This window comes from Microvirga yunnanensis (genome assembly GCF_025460875.1).
Genome location: NZ_JAMXFI010000031.1, coordinates 1 through 18154, shown reverse-complemented (window position 1 = coordinate 18154; position 18154 = coordinate 1). Strand labels below are relative to the sequence as shown.

Below are 18154 nucleotides of genomic sequence, written 5' to 3'. Positions count from 1 at the left end.
TGGTGCTCTCCAACGAGAGCCCGCAAGTGGATGTTCCTCGTCACAGGGTCCTAACGTATGATTTCATGGCTGCCGCCCCTTGCACCCCTGTGCCAGCAGTCAAAAGCTAGGTGAACCAAGCCAGAAACCGCCTGGCCTCATTGATGGAGCCTGTCTAGCGGCTCCTACCGCTGGGCTGACGCTGCATAGGCCTGACATCGGCGTACGGGCCAACCGATAACGGCCAGGCCACGTTGGTTCCGATGCTCAGACGCCGGGCCGGGAGCGACAAGACACCCGTTGCAGTGTGCGGCCCGCTGCCCTAGATCGCAACCTGTTGCCGAGGCCGCCCGGCCATGGCCGGTCCAGCCTTGCCCAGGCTCCATCCGGAACCCGATGCACGACAGAAACCCACGTCCAGCCGTTATTGATCGCGACTTCCTCTCGGGCGGCGGGGAGATGGGCGCCCGCATGCGCTCGCACGACTGGTCGGGATCACCTCTGGGAGAGCCGGAGACGTGGCCACGGCCGCTTCGCACCCTCGTGCGCCTGATGCTGAACGCCAAGCAGGCGATGTTCATCGTCTGGGGGCCGGACCTCGCCTTCCTCTACAATGACGATTACATCCCGATCTTCGGCGCTAAGCATCCCGACGCGCTCGGGCGCCCCTTCGCCGTGGTCTGGTCTGACATCTGGGAGCAGATCAGACCGCTGGTCGACCAGACTCTGGCCGGCCAAGCAAGCTGGCACGAGGACCTGCTGATCCCAATGGAACGCCACGGCTACCGCGAGGATGCCTGGTTCAGCTTCTCCTACACTCCCGTTTGGGACGACCGTGGCGCCGTTGCAGGCATGTTCTGTGCTGCGACCGAGACGACCGGCAAGATTCTCGGCCAGCGCGCGCTGCGCGAGAGCGAGGAGCGCGCCCGAGGCGTGCTCGACGGCATGGACGAGGCCTTCATCCTGCTTGACCAGGAGTTCCGCATCCTCAGGATCAACCCCGCCGGGTTGAGACTCGATATGCGGCCCGAGGCCGAGATCATTGGGCGCACGCATTGGGAAGTCTGGCCGAACACCGAGAACTCGCCGCTGGGTGAGTTCTACAAACGGGCCATGGCCGAGCGCGTGCCGGCCACGTTCGAGAACAGGTACACGTGGCCTGATGGGCGGGAGGCCTGGACCGAAATCAGAACCCATCCGGCTCCCGATGGCTTGGCGGTTTTCTACCGCGACATCACCGAGCGCAAGCGCGCGGAGGCTCAGCTTCGAGAGGCAGAGGACCACTATCGCCATACGGTTGAGCTGAACCCACAGGTCACCTGGACGGCCCGCCCTGACGGCCAGCTCGATCGCGTTGCCCAGCGCTGGCAGGACTGGACCGGAACCAGCGGCTTGGGCGGGACATGGGCGGAAGCCATCCACCCAGACGATCTCGGTCCCTCGCTGGAAGCGTGGACCCGTTCGTTCACGACCGGTCATCACTACGATATCGAGCACCGCGCACGCATGCGCGACGGTTCCTATCGCTGGATGCACTCACGAGCCTTCCCCCGGTGCAGTCCGGACGGGGAGATCGTCGAGTGGTATGGCACCACCGAGGACATCTCGGAGCGGCGTTCCAGCCAAGATGCCCTGCGGGAGGAAACCCGCGCCCTCGAAATCCTCAATACGGCCCTTGCCGCTGCCGCGTCCGAACACGATCTCGAGCGGCTGGTCCAGCGTGTGACCGATGCAGGCGTAGAGCTCACAGGAGCGCAGTTCGGCGCGTTCTTCTACAACGTGGAGAATGAGGTCGGCGAGAGCTACATGCTCTACTCGATTTCCGGCGTCCCTCGCGAGGCGTTCTCGAAGTTCCCGATGCCGCGCAACACAAAGGTGTTCGCCCCGACATTCAGTGGTGAGTGTATCGTCCGCTCTGACGACATTACCAAAGACCCCCGTTATGGCCATTCCGAGCCCTACCGGGGCATGCCCGAGGGCCACCTGCCGGTCCGCAGCTATCTGGCCGTGCCGGTGACGTCACGCTCCGGCGAGGTGATCGGCGGCCTGTTCTTCGGACACGCGCAGCCGGGGGTGTTCCATGAGCGCTCCGAGCGGGTCGTATCCGGACTCGCCGCTGGAGCCGCCGTGGCCATCGACAACGCCCGCCTTTTCCAGAGGGCCCAGAGTGAGATCGAGGAGCGCCGACGCGCCGAGGAAGCGCTGCGGCGCCTGAACGAAAACCTTGAGGCTCAGGTCGAGGAGCGCACCCGCGAGCGGGACCAGATCTGGCAGCTCAGCACCGACCTGATGGACGTCTGCCGCTCGGATGGAACCCTGGTCGCCGTCAACCCGGCCTGGACGACGATGCTCGGCTGGTCCGAAGAGGAGTTGCTCGCCAGCAACTTCCTCGGCCTCATCCATCCCGACGACGTCGAGAGCACGCTTGCCGAACTTGGGAACCTTGACCAGGGGGCCCAGACCTTCCGGTTCGAGAACCGCTTCCGCACCAGGGACGGCGGCTACCGCCTGATCTCCTGGACGGCAGTGCCGAAGGAGGGACTGTTTTACGCTATCGGCCGCGATATCACGGCAGAGCGGGCGGCGGCGGAAGCGCTGCGTCAGACCGAGGAGGCCCTGCGGCAGTCGCAGAAGATGGAGGCGGTGGGCCAGCTCACGGGCGGCATCGCCCACGACTTCAACAACCTGTTGACTGGCATCGTGGGTTCCCTCGACATGCTGCGCACCCGCGTCTCGCAAGGACGCCTCGATACTGTTGACCGGTATGTGACCGCCGCGACAACATCCGCTAACCGGGCCGCCGCCCTGACACACCGCCTGCTCGCCTTTGCCCGCCGCCAGCCGCTCGACCCCAGGCCCGTGCAGGCGAACGCACTGGTCGCCTCCCTCGAGGACCTGTTCCGGCGCACCGTCGGTGAGACGGTGACCTTGGAGGTTGTGCTGGCGGGAGGCCTCTGGCCGACACTCTGCGACCCCAACCAGTTGGAGAGCGCCCTTCTCAACCTTGTCATTAACGCCCGCGATGCAATGCCGGACGGCGGCAAGCTGACGATCGAGACCTGCAACGCCCACCTGGACGAGGCCTACATAGCGGCGCAACGGGACGTAAATCCTGGCCAGTATGTCTGCATCTGCGTGACGGACACGGGAACGGGCATGCCGCAGGACGTGATCGGGCGCGCCTTCGATCCATTCTTCACGACGAAGCCCATCGGTCAGGGCACCGGACTAGGGCTATCGATGGTCTACGGGTTCGCCCGCCAGTCAGAGGGCCACGCCAAGATCTACAGTGAGGTGGGTCAGGGCACGACGATCAAGATCTACCTGCCGCGCTACCGTGGCGAAACGGACGCGGAGATCGAAGCCGCCACGCTGGCCGAGGCGCCCCGCGCCGAGTCCGGCGAGACCGTGCTGGTGGTCGAGGACGAGCCGGTGGTGCGCAGCCTGATCGTCGAGGTGCTGGAGGACCTCGGCTACCGAACTCTCGAGGCGGCGGACGGACCGGAGGGGCTGAAGATTCTCCAATCCCAGCGGCACATCGACCTCCTGATCACAGACGTAGGCCTGCCAGGCCTGAACGGGCGCCAACTCGCCGATGCTGCCCGGGAACGCCGCCGCGATCTCAAGGTGCTGTTCATCACGGGCTACGCTGAGAATGCCACCCTGGCAGCGGGCTTCCTGGAACCCGGCATGCAGATGATCACGAAGCCGTTTGCCGTCGATGCGCTTGCGCAAAGGATCCGTGCGATCATACAGGATGAATGATCCTGGGGAGGAACCCGGCGCAGCTCAGGCCGCGTCGGCCGCGGGCGTGCACATCGCGCCCGTAGCCGCCAACTCGAGCATCACGTCGCCATCGAGATCATCGACCGTGTCTGCTGCCTTGGAACCTTGCTTTCCGGAATGGATTGGCCTCGGCAACGAGCGGAGGTTCCGATGGCGCAGAACACCACTGTCGTGTGGACACAACTCCCGTCGCACGAGGCTGCCGAGGCGATCAAGACCCGTCTGACGGACAATGGCTTTGCCCGCAACAGCATCGAGATCTATCGCAATACCGACGGTTCCTGTGACCTGGCCGTCCATACGAGCGAGAGGAACCTGGAGCACGTGGAGAGCTTGCTGCACGCATCGGCCCCGGCATACGCCTTCCGGCAGTTGAGATCGGGCGCCCTCAGGACGGCCGCCACGCACCCTCTCGTCATCGGCGGCAGCATCGCGCTCGCGGGTTTCATCCTCTACAGCCTTCTTCCACGCAACCGCCAGGCGACCGTTTCCTCGTTGCGGGAGCTTCCGCGCACCCTACGGCGCATGCCCGACGCTGCCGCGGAGGCCGCCAGAGGGCTATCGGATGCCGTGATGAACGCCATGGGCGATCGCGACTCCGGTGCGGGCGCGGATGATCGCTCCTGATCCACGACCGGCCGCACCTCGGACGTGGGTGGCACCGCCGACGAACCCGGCCATGGCATGCACCGGGAGGTGATTGCGGAGCCCACGGTACGCGTTCGATCACATCCCCGGGTTCATCGGGATCACGACAGCGCAGCCGCCTGGTTGAGCCCGAGCCAATGGCCGTGGATCTGCTCGACCATCCGGAGCAGGTCCTCCGAGCGGGCCGGCTTCACCAGGTAGGAGTTCGCCCCGAGATCGTAGGCCCGCCGCAGGTCGACGTCCTCACGTGAGGACGTCAGGATAATCACCGGCACCCGCCGCAGAACAGGATACCCCTTGACCCACTCCAGCACCTCGAATCCGGAGCGGCGGGGCAGCCTCAATGACTTACGGCAAAAATCTTGCGGAAGGCCGTTTATGGAATGGGCCAAGCTAACCTATGAGAGTGGCCAAGATATAACCAGTTGAATGACGGTCTGGGGCAGATGGCCTACAAGCGCCTCCTTGTTTCTCCAGGGTGTCCGGCCATTTTGCGTTGACCTTTCGCCCCAACTAGGGCGAAGGCCATGCTCCTTGACATCTCGTTCCAGCCCATTCGCGTGCGCATTGACGGCTACGACACTGACGGCAGGCTTGTCCTCGCAGACAACCAGCTTGCCGCTGTGTTCGTCCGCCTCGACGGGGCGCACCATCACCCTGAACACAAGGATTGGTGGCACCTGGAAGCCGGGTTCGGCAAGTGCAACATCCAGAACGCACCCCTATTCAAGACGCTCGAGGAGGCTGGAGCCTGGGTGGAACAAATCCTGATGGGCAAAGCCGCGTAATTCGCAGAACGCCATTCAGGGAGCAGGGGGCGACTCCTCCGGCGTTGACGGGCACTGTTCGCAAGCGTCGGAGTTCCCATGCCTTGCTCTTTAACCTGCTTTAAGGCGCGCTTCTGCTCCCCGGGCTAAGCCCGCCTCCTGATGAGGCTTCCGCCACAGGATGCGCTATGCCCGCTCGCCGACTCCACAAGGCCAAGGAATACCGACGGCAGGCTCAACAGGCCCGAGACGTTGCCCAATGGATGTCGCTGCTGGACGCCAAGCAGCAACTCCTTGAGACAGCTCGGCACCTTGAGATGCTGGCGGAGATCGAGGAGCAGGAGGCGCGAAGAATTGTCCCCACCGAGACGACGAAACCGTAATTTCCGATAAGGCTCTTTTTGAAAGGTCCTTACTGTCGGGTGAGAATGTCGAGGATGCGTTCCCGCTGCGCGTAAAAGTAGTCGAGGACCTGCTCCAGCCCGTGAAGAACGGCCTTGGCCGTTTCGGGATCGGCTCCCTGTTCGGTCATCCGCTCGATCCGGGCGATCTGCCGGGAGACGAGCCGTTGGGTGTCGGCGATATTCTTCTCAAGCTGAGCGAGTTCTGGGTGCAGCTCGAACATAGTTTCTGGGCGCAGCTCAAATCTCGTCGGCTACAAATCATCAGATCGGGTGCGGGTTCCCAACCGACCCCGAATTCCCAATCGATATGGAAAGTAGGGCCCCACGGTGGGCTCATCAGGGAAGGTCCGGAGTGGGTCAAAATTTCACGTTCCGGCCTCTTAATGAACGTCCGCACTTGAGTGGCGAAGCGGACCAAACGCTTACGTCTCAGGAGTGCCATAAGGAGGCATTTAGGCTTGACGAGAACGAGTGCACTGAACGCAATGATTGCGTGATATCCGTTGTGGTCGATCAGCCGGACGACGCACCGAGCGTGATCGCGAACTGGACCAAGGCAACCATGGAATCGCACCCGCTTGGGCGCCGTCGCGAACGTTGAATGACCGCGCAGGGTCAGAGTACACTACCGCGCCATCAGCTTAGAGCCAACGGACGAACGTTTGCCACTGCGGCAAGAACGTTCGCCCCCGGAAGCAGGATCAGCGCATGATCAGTCCGCCGTCCACCGAGATGGACTGCCCGGTCACATAGCTGGAAGCCGAACTGCACAGCCACAGCACGACGTCGGCAATCTCCTCGGCGCGTCCGTGCCGTCGCATGGGAATGCCCTCGACCATGGCATCCAGTGCCTCCTTCTGGCCAGAGGCAACCATCTGTTCCACCATCGGGGTCCAGATCAGGCCGGGGCACACGGCGTTGACGCGAATATTCCGGGTGGCGTATTCCAGCGCCGCGCTCTTGGTCAGGCCGAGAACCCCATGCTTGGCCGCGTGATAGGTGCCGCGCTCGGCTCCGCCCACCAGCCCGCCGAGTGACGAGCAGTTGACGATGGCGCCGCTGCCCTGCTGCCGCATGTGCTGCAACTCGTACTTCATGCAGGCCCAGATGCCACGCAGGTTGACCGAGGTCACGCGATCGAAGTCCTCGGGCGTGGCGTCGGCGGTCTCCGCAAGGGCGTTCTGAATGCCGGCGTTGTTGAAGGCCACATCCAGGCGGCCGAACGTGGAGACGGTCTCCTTGACCATGGCCTCGACCTCGCCCAGATCGGCCACGTCGCAGCGGATGCCGATGGCCTTGTGCCCGGACGCTACGAGCTCATCGGCGGCGGCACGTGCACCGTCGCCGTTCACATCCGCCAGCGCAACGGCCGCGCCCGCCTGCGCGAATGCCTTGGCGGTTGCCAGGCCCATGCCCGACGCGGCGCCAGTCACCAGCGCAACTTGGTTCTCGTAAGAGATCTTCATGATGTCATTTCCTGTGTTGAATCAGTTTTCCGGATGACGATGGCCCGGCTCCTGGACGTCATCTCTTCCCGGGAGCCAATCCCGTTGGCCTCCAAGGCAGGTCGCTTCATTGCCTTGGTGACAGTCGCAGCAATCGGTCCTTCGAGCGACCTTCCCCCCTCGGCGACCGGTTCGTCGTGATCACGTAGAGGTCGCGCGCTACCGGCAGCACGTCCCGGATGCGGTCACCGGAACTGAACACGCGCTTGAGCGCTCTGGCTCCTTCGTCCATGACCAGCAATTCGCGTGAACCGAGCGCCGCGATCACCAGTTCATCGCCGGCGAACGCGGCGAACGCGGCGCCCGCGGGCGCCCACGTGCTGCGGCCGGATTCGATCCAGGCCGGCTCCATGCCATCGCGCCGCTCGGCGCCCTGGACCAGCGGCCAGCCGTAATTCACGCCTGGCCTGATCCGGTTGATCTCGTCGTGGCCGGCCTCGCCATGCTCGACCACGAACAGCTCACCGGCCGGATTCCAGGCCATCCCTTGCGGATTGCGATGGCCGTAAGAGTAGATCAGGGAGCCCGGGAATGGGTTGTCCTGCGGCGCCTGGCCGCTCAGCGTCATGCGCAGCACCTTGCCGGCCAGGCTGGCCCGATCCTGCGGACGCTCGCGGTTGCCGGTCCAGCCGGTGGTCACGTAGAGGTGCCCGTCCGGCCCGATGCCAATGGCGCCGCCGTTGTAGAGCCTGTGCCCGGGAATCCCTTCCAGCAGCACGCGGGTTTCTCGCCAGGCATCGCCGTCGAACCGCGCCTCGATGACTTTGTTGGCGAGGTCCGCATCGGAGCGGTAGGAGTGATAGAAGTAGGCGACGCCGCTTTGCGCGAAGTCGCGGGACAGCGCCATGCCGAGCAGGCCGGCGCCGCCTTCGTCCACGATGGAGTCGGAGGTCTGAAGCGCGTAGCGCCGCTGCCGGCCATTCTCGATCACGACGATGTTGCCGGCCTTCTCGGTCAGCAGAAACCGATCGCCGGCATTCGCGACGTCCCAGGGATAGTCGAGGCGATCGCTTATCACCTGCATCGACCAGTCGCCGGGCACGGTGGCCTGGATGCGCACGTTGCCGGGCGCATCCTGTGCCATGGCCGCCGGGACGGCGCAGACCGTCGCTAGCGCGTGGATGGAAAGGGCGATGAGCGATGGCTTCATTTCAGTGCCTCCCCACGGTCACTGCCTCACAGATGCTTGCCGAAGAACTCGGCCATCTTGTCCACGGCAGGCGTCACGTACTGCGGCTTGTCGTACAGGTCGAAGTGCGAGGCGCCCGGGATGACCAGCAGTTCCTTGGGCTGCTGCGCCTTGGCGTACGCCGCTTCGCTGAACTTGCGCGTCTCGGCACGCTCGCCAGCGATCAGCAGCACAGGCCTGGGCGAGACCCGCTCCATGTGTTCCAGAGGGTAGTACGCCATGTGCAGGCCGGGGCTGGTCACGGTGAAGCGGTTGCGGGCGTTTGGATGAGCGCCGCGCGGAGTCAGGTAGTAGTCCACCGCCTCACGGATGAAGTTGTCGCTATCGGCGGTGACCTGGTCACGTGATGGAAGCAGTTGCTGCACCAACACGGGTGCGCCGGCCGCTTCCTTGTTCAATTGTTCGGCGACGCCCTGGAGCAGCTTCTGCTGGTCCTCGGCCGTGACCGGCGCGCCCTGGATGCCGGTGCGGGTCGCATCCCCGATGTCGTAGGCAACCACGCCGGCCACAGCCTTCACTCGCAGATCGGTTTGGGCCTCGTGCAGCGTGTAGCCGCCGCCGGCACAGACGCCGACCGCGCCGATGCGGTTCGCATCCACCTGCGGCAGACTGGCCAGGTAGCCTACGGCGCTCTGGATGTCCTGTACGCGGTCGGCCGGATCTTCCAAGTCGCGCGGCTCGCCGCCGCTCTCGCCGTAGTGGGAGGCGTCGTAGGCCAGCGTGATGAAGCCCTTGCGTGCCAGGTCCCGGGCGTACAGACCGGAGGTCTGTTCCTTCACGCCGCCCCAGGGATGGGCCACAACGATCGCCGGGTACTTCTTGCTACTGTCGTAGTTGGCGGGCAGGTAGAGGTTGCCAGCCATGCGTACGCCGCCGTTGTCGAACGTGACCTTCTGCGAACCGACGACATTGGCGCCCTGCGCCACGGCGACCGGGTTCGTGGATTGCGCGAACGCTGGGACGGCGAACAGGATCGCGGCGGACATCAAAGAGTTTCTCAGGACGGACATTTCAATTCCTCGGTTACATCGTCACGCGCCTCTGCGGCGCCTTGATGTTGACTTGCGGGGCTTAGCCTTCCTTGGCTGCCACGAAATTTAGACGGCGCATCCGACATGGAGTAGACGGCATAATTCGCATAGTCCCATAAATGCTGTTCATGAATGGCAGCATTCGATAGGATCGGTTCCCGAGCAGATTCCGGACGAGGGCTATGGAATGGATAAAGATCCCATGAGGGGGTTCATCGATGTCGCGTGACAGCTTCGGCGACCTTCTATCCTTCATCGCCGTGGCACGCGCGCGCAGCTTCACCCGCGCAGCGGCCCAGCTTCGGGTGACGCAACCAGCCTTGAGCACCACCATCCGAGCGTTGGAAGACAAGCTGGGCGCTCGTCTTCTCGTGCGCAGCCCGCGCGGCGTGGCGCCTACCGAGGCAGGTCAGCGGCTGCTGGATCGTCTCGCTCCCGAATTCGATGGGATCCAGGCCGAGATCGCGTCGCTCGGCGAGCTTCGGGACGAGCCCATGGGAACGATCCGGATCACTGCCATCGACTACGCCATCAGGAGCACGCTTTGGCCCAAACTGGCGACGTTCCTCCCGAGATACCCCAAGATCAAGGTTGAGTTGAACAACGAGTATGAGAGCGTCGATATCGTCGCGCGCGGCTACGACGCCGGCGTGCGGTTCGGCCAGGAACTGGCACAGGACATGATCTCGGTGCGGATCGGCCCGGACGTTCGCAACATGGTCGTGGGCTCGAAGTCCTACTTCGCAGGGCGACCGCCGCCGAAGACGCCACGCGACCTTCCCGAGCACATTTGCATCAATCTGCGCGCGTCCACCTATGGCGGCCTCTACGAATGGGAGTTCGCCAAAGGCAAGCGCACCGTGAATGCCCGCGTGGATGGAACAGTCACCTTCAACAACGCCTACGACATCTTCGAGGCGGCCAAGGCTGGCTTCGGGCTGGCGTACCTGCCCGAGGATATGGTTCGCCCCTACGTCTCAGAGGGACAGCTCATCTCGGTGCTGGAGGACTGGTGCCCAGTGTGGCCCGGATTCCATCTCTACTATCCGAACCGGCGCCAGCCGTCGCGCGCGATGACCTTGCTGGTCGAAGCCCTTCGCCACAGGGCATAGCAGCGGAGGACCTTGCATGTCCGGTGAGAACTTTCGCGATATCCAAGCCTTTCTCACGGTTGCCCGGGAGCGTAGCTTCACCCGCGCGGCAGCGCAGTTGGGGGTTTCTCAGTCCGCGCTCAGCCACACCATTCGAGCCTTGGAGGCGCGGCTGGGGCTGCGTTTGCTGACACGCACGACCCGTAGCGTATCGCCGACGGAGGCCGGTGAGCGCCTGATCCAGAGAGTAGCCCCTCGCTTCGAGGCGATCACTGCTGAATTGGCCGCCTTTGAGGAGCTTCGTGACAAGCCTGTTGGAGCCGTGCGCATCACGGCCTCCGACTTTGCGGCCAACACGATCCTCTGGCCCAAGCTCTCCAAGCTTCAGCCGGCGTATCCCCACCTCAAGATCGAGGTGGCGATCGAACCCGGGCTGATCGACATCATCGCGGAGCACTTCGATGCGGGTGTTCGGTTCGGCGACCAGATTTCCAAGGACATGACGGCGGTTCGGATTTCGCGGGACATCCGCATGGTGATCGTCGGTGCGCCCTCCTACCTGGAAGGGCGTCCGCTGCCGAAGTCTCCGTCGGACTTGACCGGGCACGAATGCATCAACATGCGCTTCTCGATGCGTGGCGGCGTGTACGCATGGGAACTCACGAAGGGCAAACGGAACCTGCAGGTGCGGGTTGAAGGTTCGTGGACCTTCAACTCCATCTACCCGGTTGTGGAGGCCGCACTCGCTGGGTTTGGCTTGGCCTACATGCCGGAGGAACTGGCGCGCCCCCATATCGAGAGCGGCCGGCTTCAAGCCGTGCTCAAGGACTGGTGCCCGACCTTTCCTGGACTCCACATCTTCTTCGCCAGTCGCAGCCAATCGTCGCCGGCCCTGTCGCTGATCATCGAGGCGCTGCGCTACCGACGCTAGGCCGGGCCCGGGCGGCTCATGAGCGGCATCTATAGCTGCCCACAGGAAGGGCCGCTTCGGGTCACACACTGACGATCCCTGCTCTCCGGGAACGTCCGCTGCTCCTCGCGAGAGCAGACCCTTCGGTCTACTTCCGGGACGTGCCAGGGAGCGACATTTCGAGTCCGCTCCATATCTCGCATGCCCCGGAGGCTCCTAAAGTGGATCACCGGTTAAAACAGGTCTGCGGGGGCCGTGTATTGCGGGCGTCTACTCGGCGGCTCCGCGCCGTGGCAGCTTCCAGCCGGGGCGGATAAAGTGGCAGGTGTAACCATTCGGAAGCCGCTCAAGATAGTCCTGATGCTCCGGCTCCGCCTCCCAGAATTCGCCCGCGGGTGCGAGCTCCGTAACCACCTTGCCTGGCCATAGGCCCGAGGCATCCACATCGGCGATGGTGTCCTCGGCAACCTGGCGCTGCTCCTCCGAGGTATAGAAGATCGCCGAGCGGTAGCTCAGGCCGATGTCATTGCCCTGCCGGTTCTTCGTGCTCGGGTCGTGGATCTGGAAGAAGGACTCCAGCAGATCCCGGAAGCTCGTCTTCTCCGGGTCGAAGATGATCTCGATTGCCTCTGCATGCGTGCCGTGGTTGCGGTAGGTGGCGTTCGGCACGTCCCCGCCGGAGTACCCGACGCGGGTGGAGACGACGCCGGGGCGGCGTCGGATGAGATCCTGCATGCCCCAGAAGCAGCCCCCGGCCAGGATGGCCCGCTCAGTCACACCAGTCATGTTCATTCTCCTTTCTCTGCAAGCAGCTTGCTGAATTCGCCGTAGCCTTCGCTCTCCAGCTCATCCAGGTGGACGAACCGCAGCGAGGCCGAGTTGATGCAGTAGCGCAATCCGCCGTCCTCTTGTGGCCCATCCGGGAACACGTGTCCCAGGTGGCTGTCACCGTGGGCTGACCGCACCTCGGTCCGCACCATGCCATGGCTCGTATCGCGGTTCTCGATGATGTTATCGGCCTCGACTGGCTTGACGAAGCTGGGCCAGCCGCTGCCGCTGTCGTACTTGTCAAACGAGGCAAACAGGGGCTCGCCTGAGACAACGTCAACATAGAGTCCAGGTTCGTCGTTGTCCCAGTATTCATTGGCGAAGGGGCGCTCGGTCCCGTCCGTCTGCGTCACCCGATACTGCTCCGGGGTCAGGCAGGACAGGGCGTCGGGGTTCTGGTGGTAGGTCTTCATCGGCTGTTCTCTTTTCATCGTGAATTGTCGTGATCCTCTAGTTGAGGAGATTATAGCGTCAGATTGAATGGGCCGGCGGCTCCGCCTCAGGCGGACATTGCGATCGTCTCGCCAGCACCCACGACACTTGGGAGCTCACCTGCTTCCAGCATCTCGGCCGCCTTTGCGTATCCTCCACCCATTCCGTCCAGGAAATGGAAATGCGAATCCGGCCTACTGGACGGCACCAAACAGGTCATGAGGGCGTGAGACTGCCGGTGCATCCCGAAGTTGATCTCGCCTCGAGCCTTTGCCGCAATAAGAATAGCCTCCGCCGCATTGATTTGTTCGCGTGTGCTGTCCAGCGTCAGACGCAGGACATCGTCGTACTTGCGGAAGTCCGAGTTGGAGGCGACCTCCGACCAGCTTCTCAGACTGCGATATGTCTCGCTCCCTTCAGGGATGGCGACATCCTCCGGAACGGGATGAGACTGACGTGGTCCCGCGTCGAATATGGCAAGCACACGCTTGGCAAGCCTGGAGAAGACTTCGGGGCTGGTATGATCATACGGCTCGATCAACAGCGATAGGATCTCGCCCTGTCGGCTCGGAAGGGGAGTCCAGTCACAGGTCAGCCCAGTCAGGTCCGGCTGCGTCGTCTGCTTGCCCGGCTTGACCAGATACCGCCCGTTCTTGATCTGCTGCTCCGCCCATTTCAGCCCTCCTCCGGCAAACATCGCATAGGTCGCATTCCCCGAAGCCGCATATCGGGCAATGCGTACGTCGCGTCCGCCAGCTCGGATTTCGTGCACGGGCAGCAGCCCGACTCGAAGAGTGAGTCCAAGACCGGATTCCGCAAACGTCGCAACCTGTCGCAACACCGAGGTCGCGATCGTGAGGCCCTGTGGCGGCAAAGCAAATGCAGCGCCGTCGCCCCGAAACACAAACGGGAAGTCGAATGCCCCCCAGGCATTCCCAAGAGCGGCAATCACCGAGGCGCCGGCGTAGTTGACGTCTTTGTAACGCCCCGCCTCGATCGCAGAGGTCGAGTCGACAACGTCGGTGATCCCGATCAGCCAGTCGTCAGGCAGTGGCTCGTAGATGGACGGGTCGAGCACGAGCGAAAACTCGCTATACGCCTGGGGCGAGTGTGCTGGGCTATTGACCATTGCGTGTCCTCCAGATCCGCGTGCATCAGCAAACCGGGCGCCGCGCCTTGCCAATCGGGTGCAGGTGTCCGGCGCGCCCGTCCGAGGGAGCCGGGCCTGCCTTGTCAGCTGGCCCGGCCGATCCGGTTCAAAGCAGGGTGGTCTCGACGTTGATGTTGCCGTGCGTCGCCTTGGAGTACGGGCAGATCCCGTGCGCCGCATCGACCAGCGTCTGTGCGACCTCGCGGTCGATCCCCGGCAGACTGACGTTAAGGCGAGCCTGGAGGAAATAGGAGCCGCTATCGAGGACCAGGTCGATCTCGGCATCAACCGTGGGCAAGGTCGCGAGGGTGACTTTCCTTTGGGCGGCGGCGAGCTCAAGCGCACCGATGTAGCAGGCCGACCAGGCAGCGCCGAACAGGTTTTCGGCGGCCGGGTGGGGCTGCGACAGCTTGAGGTCGAGGAAGCCGTCGCTGCTGCGAGTGCCGCCATCGCGGCCGCCAGAGTTGTGGGTCTTTCCGGTGAAGAGAACCTTGGCAGTCATGACATCATCCCTCTTTGAGTTAGTTAGATCGTATCCGATCACTTCGGATGCGATGCAAATACGCCTCTCGATTATCGGTGTCAAGCACTTCCGATTTAATCGGATGCGATTTATATTAAGCCAAGCAGCAAAGATTGGATCAGCTCATGCGCAAGACACTAACAGCCAAGACCCCAGACCTGACCGGGTCCGCTTCCCCGCAGCCTAGCGGTGAAGGCAAGAAGCTTGCGAACTATCTCTGCTTTGCCATCTACTCGGCCAACCTCGCCTTCGGTCGTGCCTACAAGCCGCTACTGGATAAGCTTGGCCTGACATACACCCAGTACATCGCCCTGGTGGCCCTCTCTGAGGAGGACGGCCAGACGGTCCGGGCGCTCGGCGAAAAGCTGTTCCTGGAATCCAATACGCTGACGCCGATCCTCAAGAAGCTCGAGTCGATCGGCTACCTCAAACGGCAGCGTGACACCGCCGACGAACGGCAGGTGCGGGTGAGCCTGACGCCCGCCGGACGCCAACTGGTTGAGACGGACCCTGGCGCGGCGCTGGTTGAAGCCACGGGGCTCGGAGCGGACTTTCCCGCAGCCCAGAAGACCATAGCGACGATACGCGACAACCTCCTGCGTGCCACGCACCCAGGATCGGGTACAGACGACTAAGCTATCGGCTGGCCCCGCTCTGCGGAACGCACGCGAAGTCCGCTACTCCTGGGGGCCGTTGCTTGCCGATGATCTATAGTCGGCACGAACATTCGCATCCTTGTGATGGCTATCATCGGCCATGCCTCGGCGAGGCCACTTGCTCGCCGGATCACAGAGGCGTATCCTCTGCGCCCAATCAAACGTCCCTGTGTTGGACTTAGGCTCTCCGACGAGCCGTTTTTGATCGGCAGCTTTGCCGACGTCGCTCCTGAACCGAGTGGTTGTGTAATCTGTGGGACGAGGACTGGACCGCAAGATCCACAGTCTCCGTTGACCTTTGAGCGTGGTCTAAGGACAACCGCGCTACAGTAGCTTTGCCCACAACGACAGCAATCTTGCAGTTGTCCATTCTCCTATCCCGCCGACCGTGGCGATGCGAACGAATGGAGAGATCAATGTCAGAGCAAACATCGCTCCCGAACCAGTCTGCCCCCGTGGCAGCTTCTGCAGCCGCACTAGCGTCTAATGTCCTCGCCAGAGGCGAATCCGAAGCCGCCGAGAACACTGCGATCCGCCCCTTCCGTATCAACATTCCGGAAGCTGAAATCACCGAGCTGAAGCGTCGCATCAAGGCCACCAGATGGCCGGAACAAGAGACGGTCGCGGACGAATCGCAAGGGGTCCGGCTGAAAACGATTCAAGAGCTCGCGCGTTACTGGGCGGACGAGTACGACTGGCGCAAGGTCGAATCCAGATTGAACTCGTATCCCAATTTCATCACCGAGATCGACGGTTTGGATTTTCACTTCATTCACGTACGCTCGAAACATGCCAATGCGATGCCGCTGCTGATCGCGCACGGCTGGCCGGGATCGATCGTTGAGCAAGTGAAGCTGATCGAGCCCCTGACTGACCCGACCGCGCACGGCGGTAGTGAAGCGGATGCGTTCCACGTCGTCATTCCGTCGATGCCGGGCTACGGCTTCTCCGGCAAGCCAACTACGACCGGCTGGAACCCCCAGCGCATCGCGCGCGCCTATGCTGAGCTGATGTCGCGCCTTGGTTATGAAAAGTATGCGGCGCAGGGCGGTGACTGGGGCTCGATCGTCGTCAACTACATGGGAACTCAGGAACCCAAAGGACTGCTCGGCATCCACACCAACATGCCCGAGGTAATCCCGCCTGACATCGATGCGCTGATCTGGTCCGGCAACCCTCTGCCCGATCATCTATCAGCCGAAGAGAGGAAGGCCTGCGAGCAAGTCCGCGAGAACAAGTTCGGCTACGCGATCGTCATGGGCACGCGCCCGCAAACGCTGACCGGGTTGGTGGATTCACCTGTCGGCTTGGCCGCATTCATGATCGACCACGACTGGAAGAGCCATGCCATGATCGCGAGATCGTTTGCCGGGGTCAAAGAAGGCCTCTCGCCCGACGATGTCCTCGATAACGTCACGCTCTTTTGGTTTACGGGCACGGCGATCTCAGCGGCACGTCTCTACTGGGAGAATGCCGTTGCCGGCAACTCATTCTTCGCTGTCAAAGGCGTTAAACTCCCCGTCGCCTGCAGTGTGTTCCCTGACGAGATGTATGTCGCGCCAAAGAGCTGGACAGAGAAAGCGTATCCCAATCTCATTCACTTCAACAAGCTACCAAAGGGCGGACACTTCGCAGCCTGGGAGCAGCCGGAGTTCATGATCTCCGAGATCCGCACAGGGCTCAGGTCACTCCGCAAATCGCTCTGAAGACCTCGGCGCGCACGTAGTACGCGCCGGCTCCTGAGCGAGCACGGCAATATTGATGGAGATCTAAAACAACATACCACGCGTCATGCCCGAACGTCCGAGTTGGGTCAGGAACCGAGATTGCCTGCGTTTTTGGAACGTCCGCTTTCACGAGGATTGCTGCTTTCGAGCTTAGGTCTTAGGAGTGCCAATAGCTGCCCTTCCCGCCGATGAGTCGATTGGCCGTAGTCGCTGCCGCGCAGCATCAGGCCTGCGACGGTGAACCACCTCGCATAGTATCAGCACAGAATTCAGCTCTTAGCTTTGCCCAGCCCGCCGCTTCCAGCCGGGGCATGGGTAGCGGACAGAAACTTGTCGAAACGAGAGCGGATCTTGCGATAGCACTCGCAGGCCACCTGTTCGAGGCCAGCACGGTCGATGACGTCGATGCCGCCTCGGCGTTGCTCGATCAGGCCCGACATCTGGAGGCCGCGTAAGATGGGGCTGACGGTGGAACGCTGCACACCAAGCATCTCAGCGAGGAATTGGTGTGTCAGGGGCAGAGCATCTTTCGAGGGCAAGGTCTCCTGGTTCAGGCGATCATGGGTGCTCAGAATCCAGCGACTGCACCGAGCCTCGACCGCGTGCACGGCATTGCAGGCCACGGTATGATACGCTTGCGCGAGCAGCGCCTCGTTGTAGGCCAGCACCAGTCGCTGAACAGCGGGGCGCGTCCGGATCGCCTCATGGAGGCGGTCCAGGGGAATGCGGGAGGCAGTGCCGGGAATCTGCACGACGTAGCGCCCGAAAGCTTCTCGGCTCGCAAACGCGGTCAGGAGGCCGAACAATCCCTCGCACCCAAAGATGGCCACTTCTGCCAGACGGCCATCCTCCATGACATCAACAAGGGAGATGATCGCATCGTGCGGGAAGTAGGTGTAGCGGATGGGATCACCGGGCTCGTACAGCACAGTCCCACGGGGCAGGATGACAGCCTCTAGAGCATCGGACCAAAATACGGATCCACGACATCCCACCCCTCTTCCCTGGGCAGAGGTAGAAACCGAGCGGGTCCGACAAACCGTCCGATGCTCTAGATGGGGTTCAAGCAGGGTGAAGTCGTCGGGCTCTAAGGCAGCCAGGAACCGGTTGGCACGATGGTCTTTCGGTAGCTTCCTTACCAAGGCAGTCTACAACGCTCCTATGGGCTGATGAGAATACCTGACAACATGCCGCAGGCGGATCACGAAGACGTGATAACGAATCATACGTTCGGCGTAGCCGCAGGCCTCAAAGGTCGCCTCTGGGTCAAAGGACTAAACCGCTACCGCGGTAGGCTCTGCCGGCTCTGTCGGCGTCTGGAACGATCATAGAGGTCACGCCGGGACGTGTCCGGCCTGAGAATGGAGAGGTTTCCTCCCCCCCTCAGGACAGGAGCCTCCGATGACCCACGCGTCCGTCAGCCCTCTCCGTCAGCGCCTGATCGACGACATGACGATCCGCCATTTCGCCCCACGCACCCAGGATGCTTACATCCGCGCCATCCGCCGCTTCAGCGCCTTCCTTGGCG

The 18154-nt window shown here is 62.8% G+C and carries 19 protein-coding genes; 9 read left to right on the top strand and 10 right to left on the bottom strand.

The window, feature by feature from the left end:
• Positions 1–375 precede the first annotated feature (375 nt).
• Both NF876_RS16760 and NF876_RS16755 read left to right on the top strand, forming a co-directional pair.
• Positions 376–3744 (top strand): PAS domain S-box protein, encoded by a 3369-nt coding sequence (locus NF876_RS16760; protein WP_262269921.1) that lies wholly within the window; start codon positions 376–378, stop codon positions 3742–3744.
• A gap of 171 nt (positions 3745–3915) precedes the next feature.
• Positions 3916–4392 carry a hypothetical protein gene (locus tag NF876_RS16755; protein WP_262269920.1) on the top strand — a complete coding sequence of 159 codons (477 nt, stop codon included), beginning with the start codon at positions 3916–3918 and terminating at the stop codon, positions 4390–4392.
• Between the two features lie 122 nt (positions 4393–4514).
• Here the strand turns inward: NF876_RS16755 and NF876_RS16750 are convergent, their stop codons facing one another.
• A complete protein-coding gene (locus NF876_RS16750; RefSeq protein ID WP_262269919.1) occupies positions 4515–4757 on the bottom strand; it encodes a response regulator in 243 nt (80 codons plus the stop codon).
• Between the two features lie 183 nt (positions 4758–4940).
• Here NF876_RS16750 and NF876_RS16745 point away from each other — a divergent pair, with 183 nt between their 5' ends.
• Both NF876_RS16745 and NF876_RS16740 read left to right on the top strand, forming a co-directional pair.
• Positions 4941–5201 (top strand): hypothetical protein, encoded by a 261-nt coding sequence (locus tag NF876_RS16745; protein WP_262269918.1) that lies wholly within the window; start codon positions 4941–4943, stop codon positions 5199–5201.
• 167 nt (positions 5202–5368) lie between these two features.
• On the top strand, positions 5369–5563 hold the full coding sequence (locus tag NF876_RS16740) for a hypothetical protein (RefSeq protein ID WP_262269917.1): 195 nt from the start codon (positions 5369–5371) through the stop codon (positions 5561–5563).
• A 29-nt stretch (positions 5564–5592) separates the two neighbouring features.
• Here the strand turns inward: NF876_RS16740 and NF876_RS16735 are convergent, their stop codons facing one another.
• From NF876_RS16735 to NF876_RS16720, 4 genes are all read right to left on the bottom strand, one after another.
• Complete coding sequence (locus NF876_RS16735; RefSeq protein ID WP_262269916.1) at positions 5593–5805, bottom strand: hypothetical protein; 213 nt, start codon at positions 5803–5805, stop codon at positions 5593–5595.
• 480 nt (positions 5806–6285) lie between these two features.
• Complete coding sequence (locus NF876_RS16730; RefSeq protein WP_262269915.1) at positions 6286–7050, bottom strand: SDR family NAD(P)-dependent oxidoreductase; 765 nt, start codon at positions 7048–7050, stop codon at positions 6286–6288.
• A 106-nt stretch (positions 7051–7156) separates the two neighbouring features.
• The gene (locus NF876_RS16725) at positions 7157–8239 is read right to left on the bottom strand and encodes a PQQ-dependent sugar dehydrogenase (RefSeq protein WP_373696674.1); all 1083 of its coding nucleotides are present in this window, start codon (positions 8237–8239) and stop codon (positions 7157–7159) included.
• A 26-nt stretch (positions 8240–8265) separates the two neighbouring features.
• Complete coding sequence (locus NF876_RS16720; protein ID WP_262269914.1) at positions 8266–9264, bottom strand: alpha/beta hydrolase; 999 nt, start codon at positions 9262–9264, stop codon at positions 8266–8268.
• A 263-nt stretch (positions 9265–9527) separates the two neighbouring features.
• Here NF876_RS16720 and NF876_RS16715 point away from each other — a divergent pair, with 263 nt between their 5' ends.
• Both NF876_RS16715 and NF876_RS16710 read left to right on the top strand, forming a co-directional pair.
• Entirely contained in the window at positions 9528–10421 is an 894-nt protein-coding gene (locus tag NF876_RS16715; RefSeq protein ID WP_262269913.1) for a LysR family transcriptional regulator, read from the top strand.
• 16 nt (positions 10422–10437) lie between these two features.
• Complete coding sequence (locus NF876_RS16710; protein ID WP_262269912.1) at positions 10438–11331, top strand: LysR family transcriptional regulator; 894 nt, start codon at positions 10438–10440, stop codon at positions 11329–11331.
• Between the two features lie 249 nt (positions 11332–11580).
• Here NF876_RS16710 and msrA read toward each other — a convergent pair whose 3' ends face one another.
• The 4 genes from msrA to NF876_RS16690 all read right to left on the bottom strand — a co-directional run bounded on the left by msrA (position 11581) and on the right by NF876_RS16690 (position 14222).
• Positions 11581–12096, bottom strand: a complete 516-nt coding sequence (gene msrA, locus NF876_RS16705) for a peptide-methionine (S)-S-oxide reductase MsrA (protein ID WP_262269911.1) — start codon at positions 12094–12096, stop codon at positions 11581–11583.
• A gap of 2 nt (positions 12097–12098) precedes the next feature.
• The gene (gene msrB / locus NF876_RS16700) at positions 12099–12551 is read right to left on the bottom strand and encodes a peptide-methionine (R)-S-oxide reductase MsrB (protein WP_262269910.1); all 453 of its coding nucleotides are present in this window, start codon (positions 12549–12551) and stop codon (positions 12099–12101) included.
• Between the two features lie 86 nt (positions 12552–12637).
• The gene (locus NF876_RS16695) at positions 12638–13699 is read right to left on the bottom strand and encodes a DUF3095 family protein (protein WP_262269909.1); all 1062 of its coding nucleotides are present in this window, start codon (positions 13697–13699) and stop codon (positions 12638–12640) included.
• A gap of 127 nt (positions 13700–13826) precedes the next feature.
• Positions 13827–14222: an Ohr family peroxiredoxin gene (locus NF876_RS16690; RefSeq protein ID WP_262269908.1), complete on the bottom strand. Its 396-nt coding sequence runs from the start codon at positions 14220–14222 to the stop codon at positions 13827–13829.
• 146 nt (positions 14223–14368) lie between these two features.
• Between NF876_RS16690 and NF876_RS16685 the strand changes: the two genes are divergently transcribed.
• Positions 14369–14878: a MarR family winged helix-turn-helix transcriptional regulator gene (locus tag NF876_RS16685; protein WP_262269907.1), complete on the top strand. Its 510-nt coding sequence runs from the start codon at positions 14369–14371 to the stop codon at positions 14876–14878.
• A 437-nt stretch (positions 14879–15315) separates the two neighbouring features.
• Positions 15316–16605, top strand: a complete 1290-nt coding sequence (locus NF876_RS16680; RefSeq protein WP_262269906.1) for an epoxide hydrolase family protein — start codon at positions 15316–15318, stop codon at positions 16603–16605.
• Positions 16606–16895: 290 nt separating this feature from the next.
• Here the strand turns inward: NF876_RS16680 and NF876_RS16675 are convergent, their stop codons facing one another.
• Complete coding sequence (locus NF876_RS16675; protein ID WP_373696673.1) at positions 16896–17621, bottom strand: Crp/Fnr family transcriptional regulator; 726 nt, start codon at positions 17619–17621, stop codon at positions 16896–16898.
• A gap of 406 nt (positions 17622–18027) precedes the next feature.
• On the opposite strand from NF876_RS16675, the gene NF876_RS16670 reads away from it, so the two are divergent.
• A partial coding sequence (locus NF876_RS16670; protein ID WP_262269165.1) for a phage integrase N-terminal SAM-like domain-containing protein occupies positions 18028–18154 on the top strand: 127 nt, incomplete at its 3' end.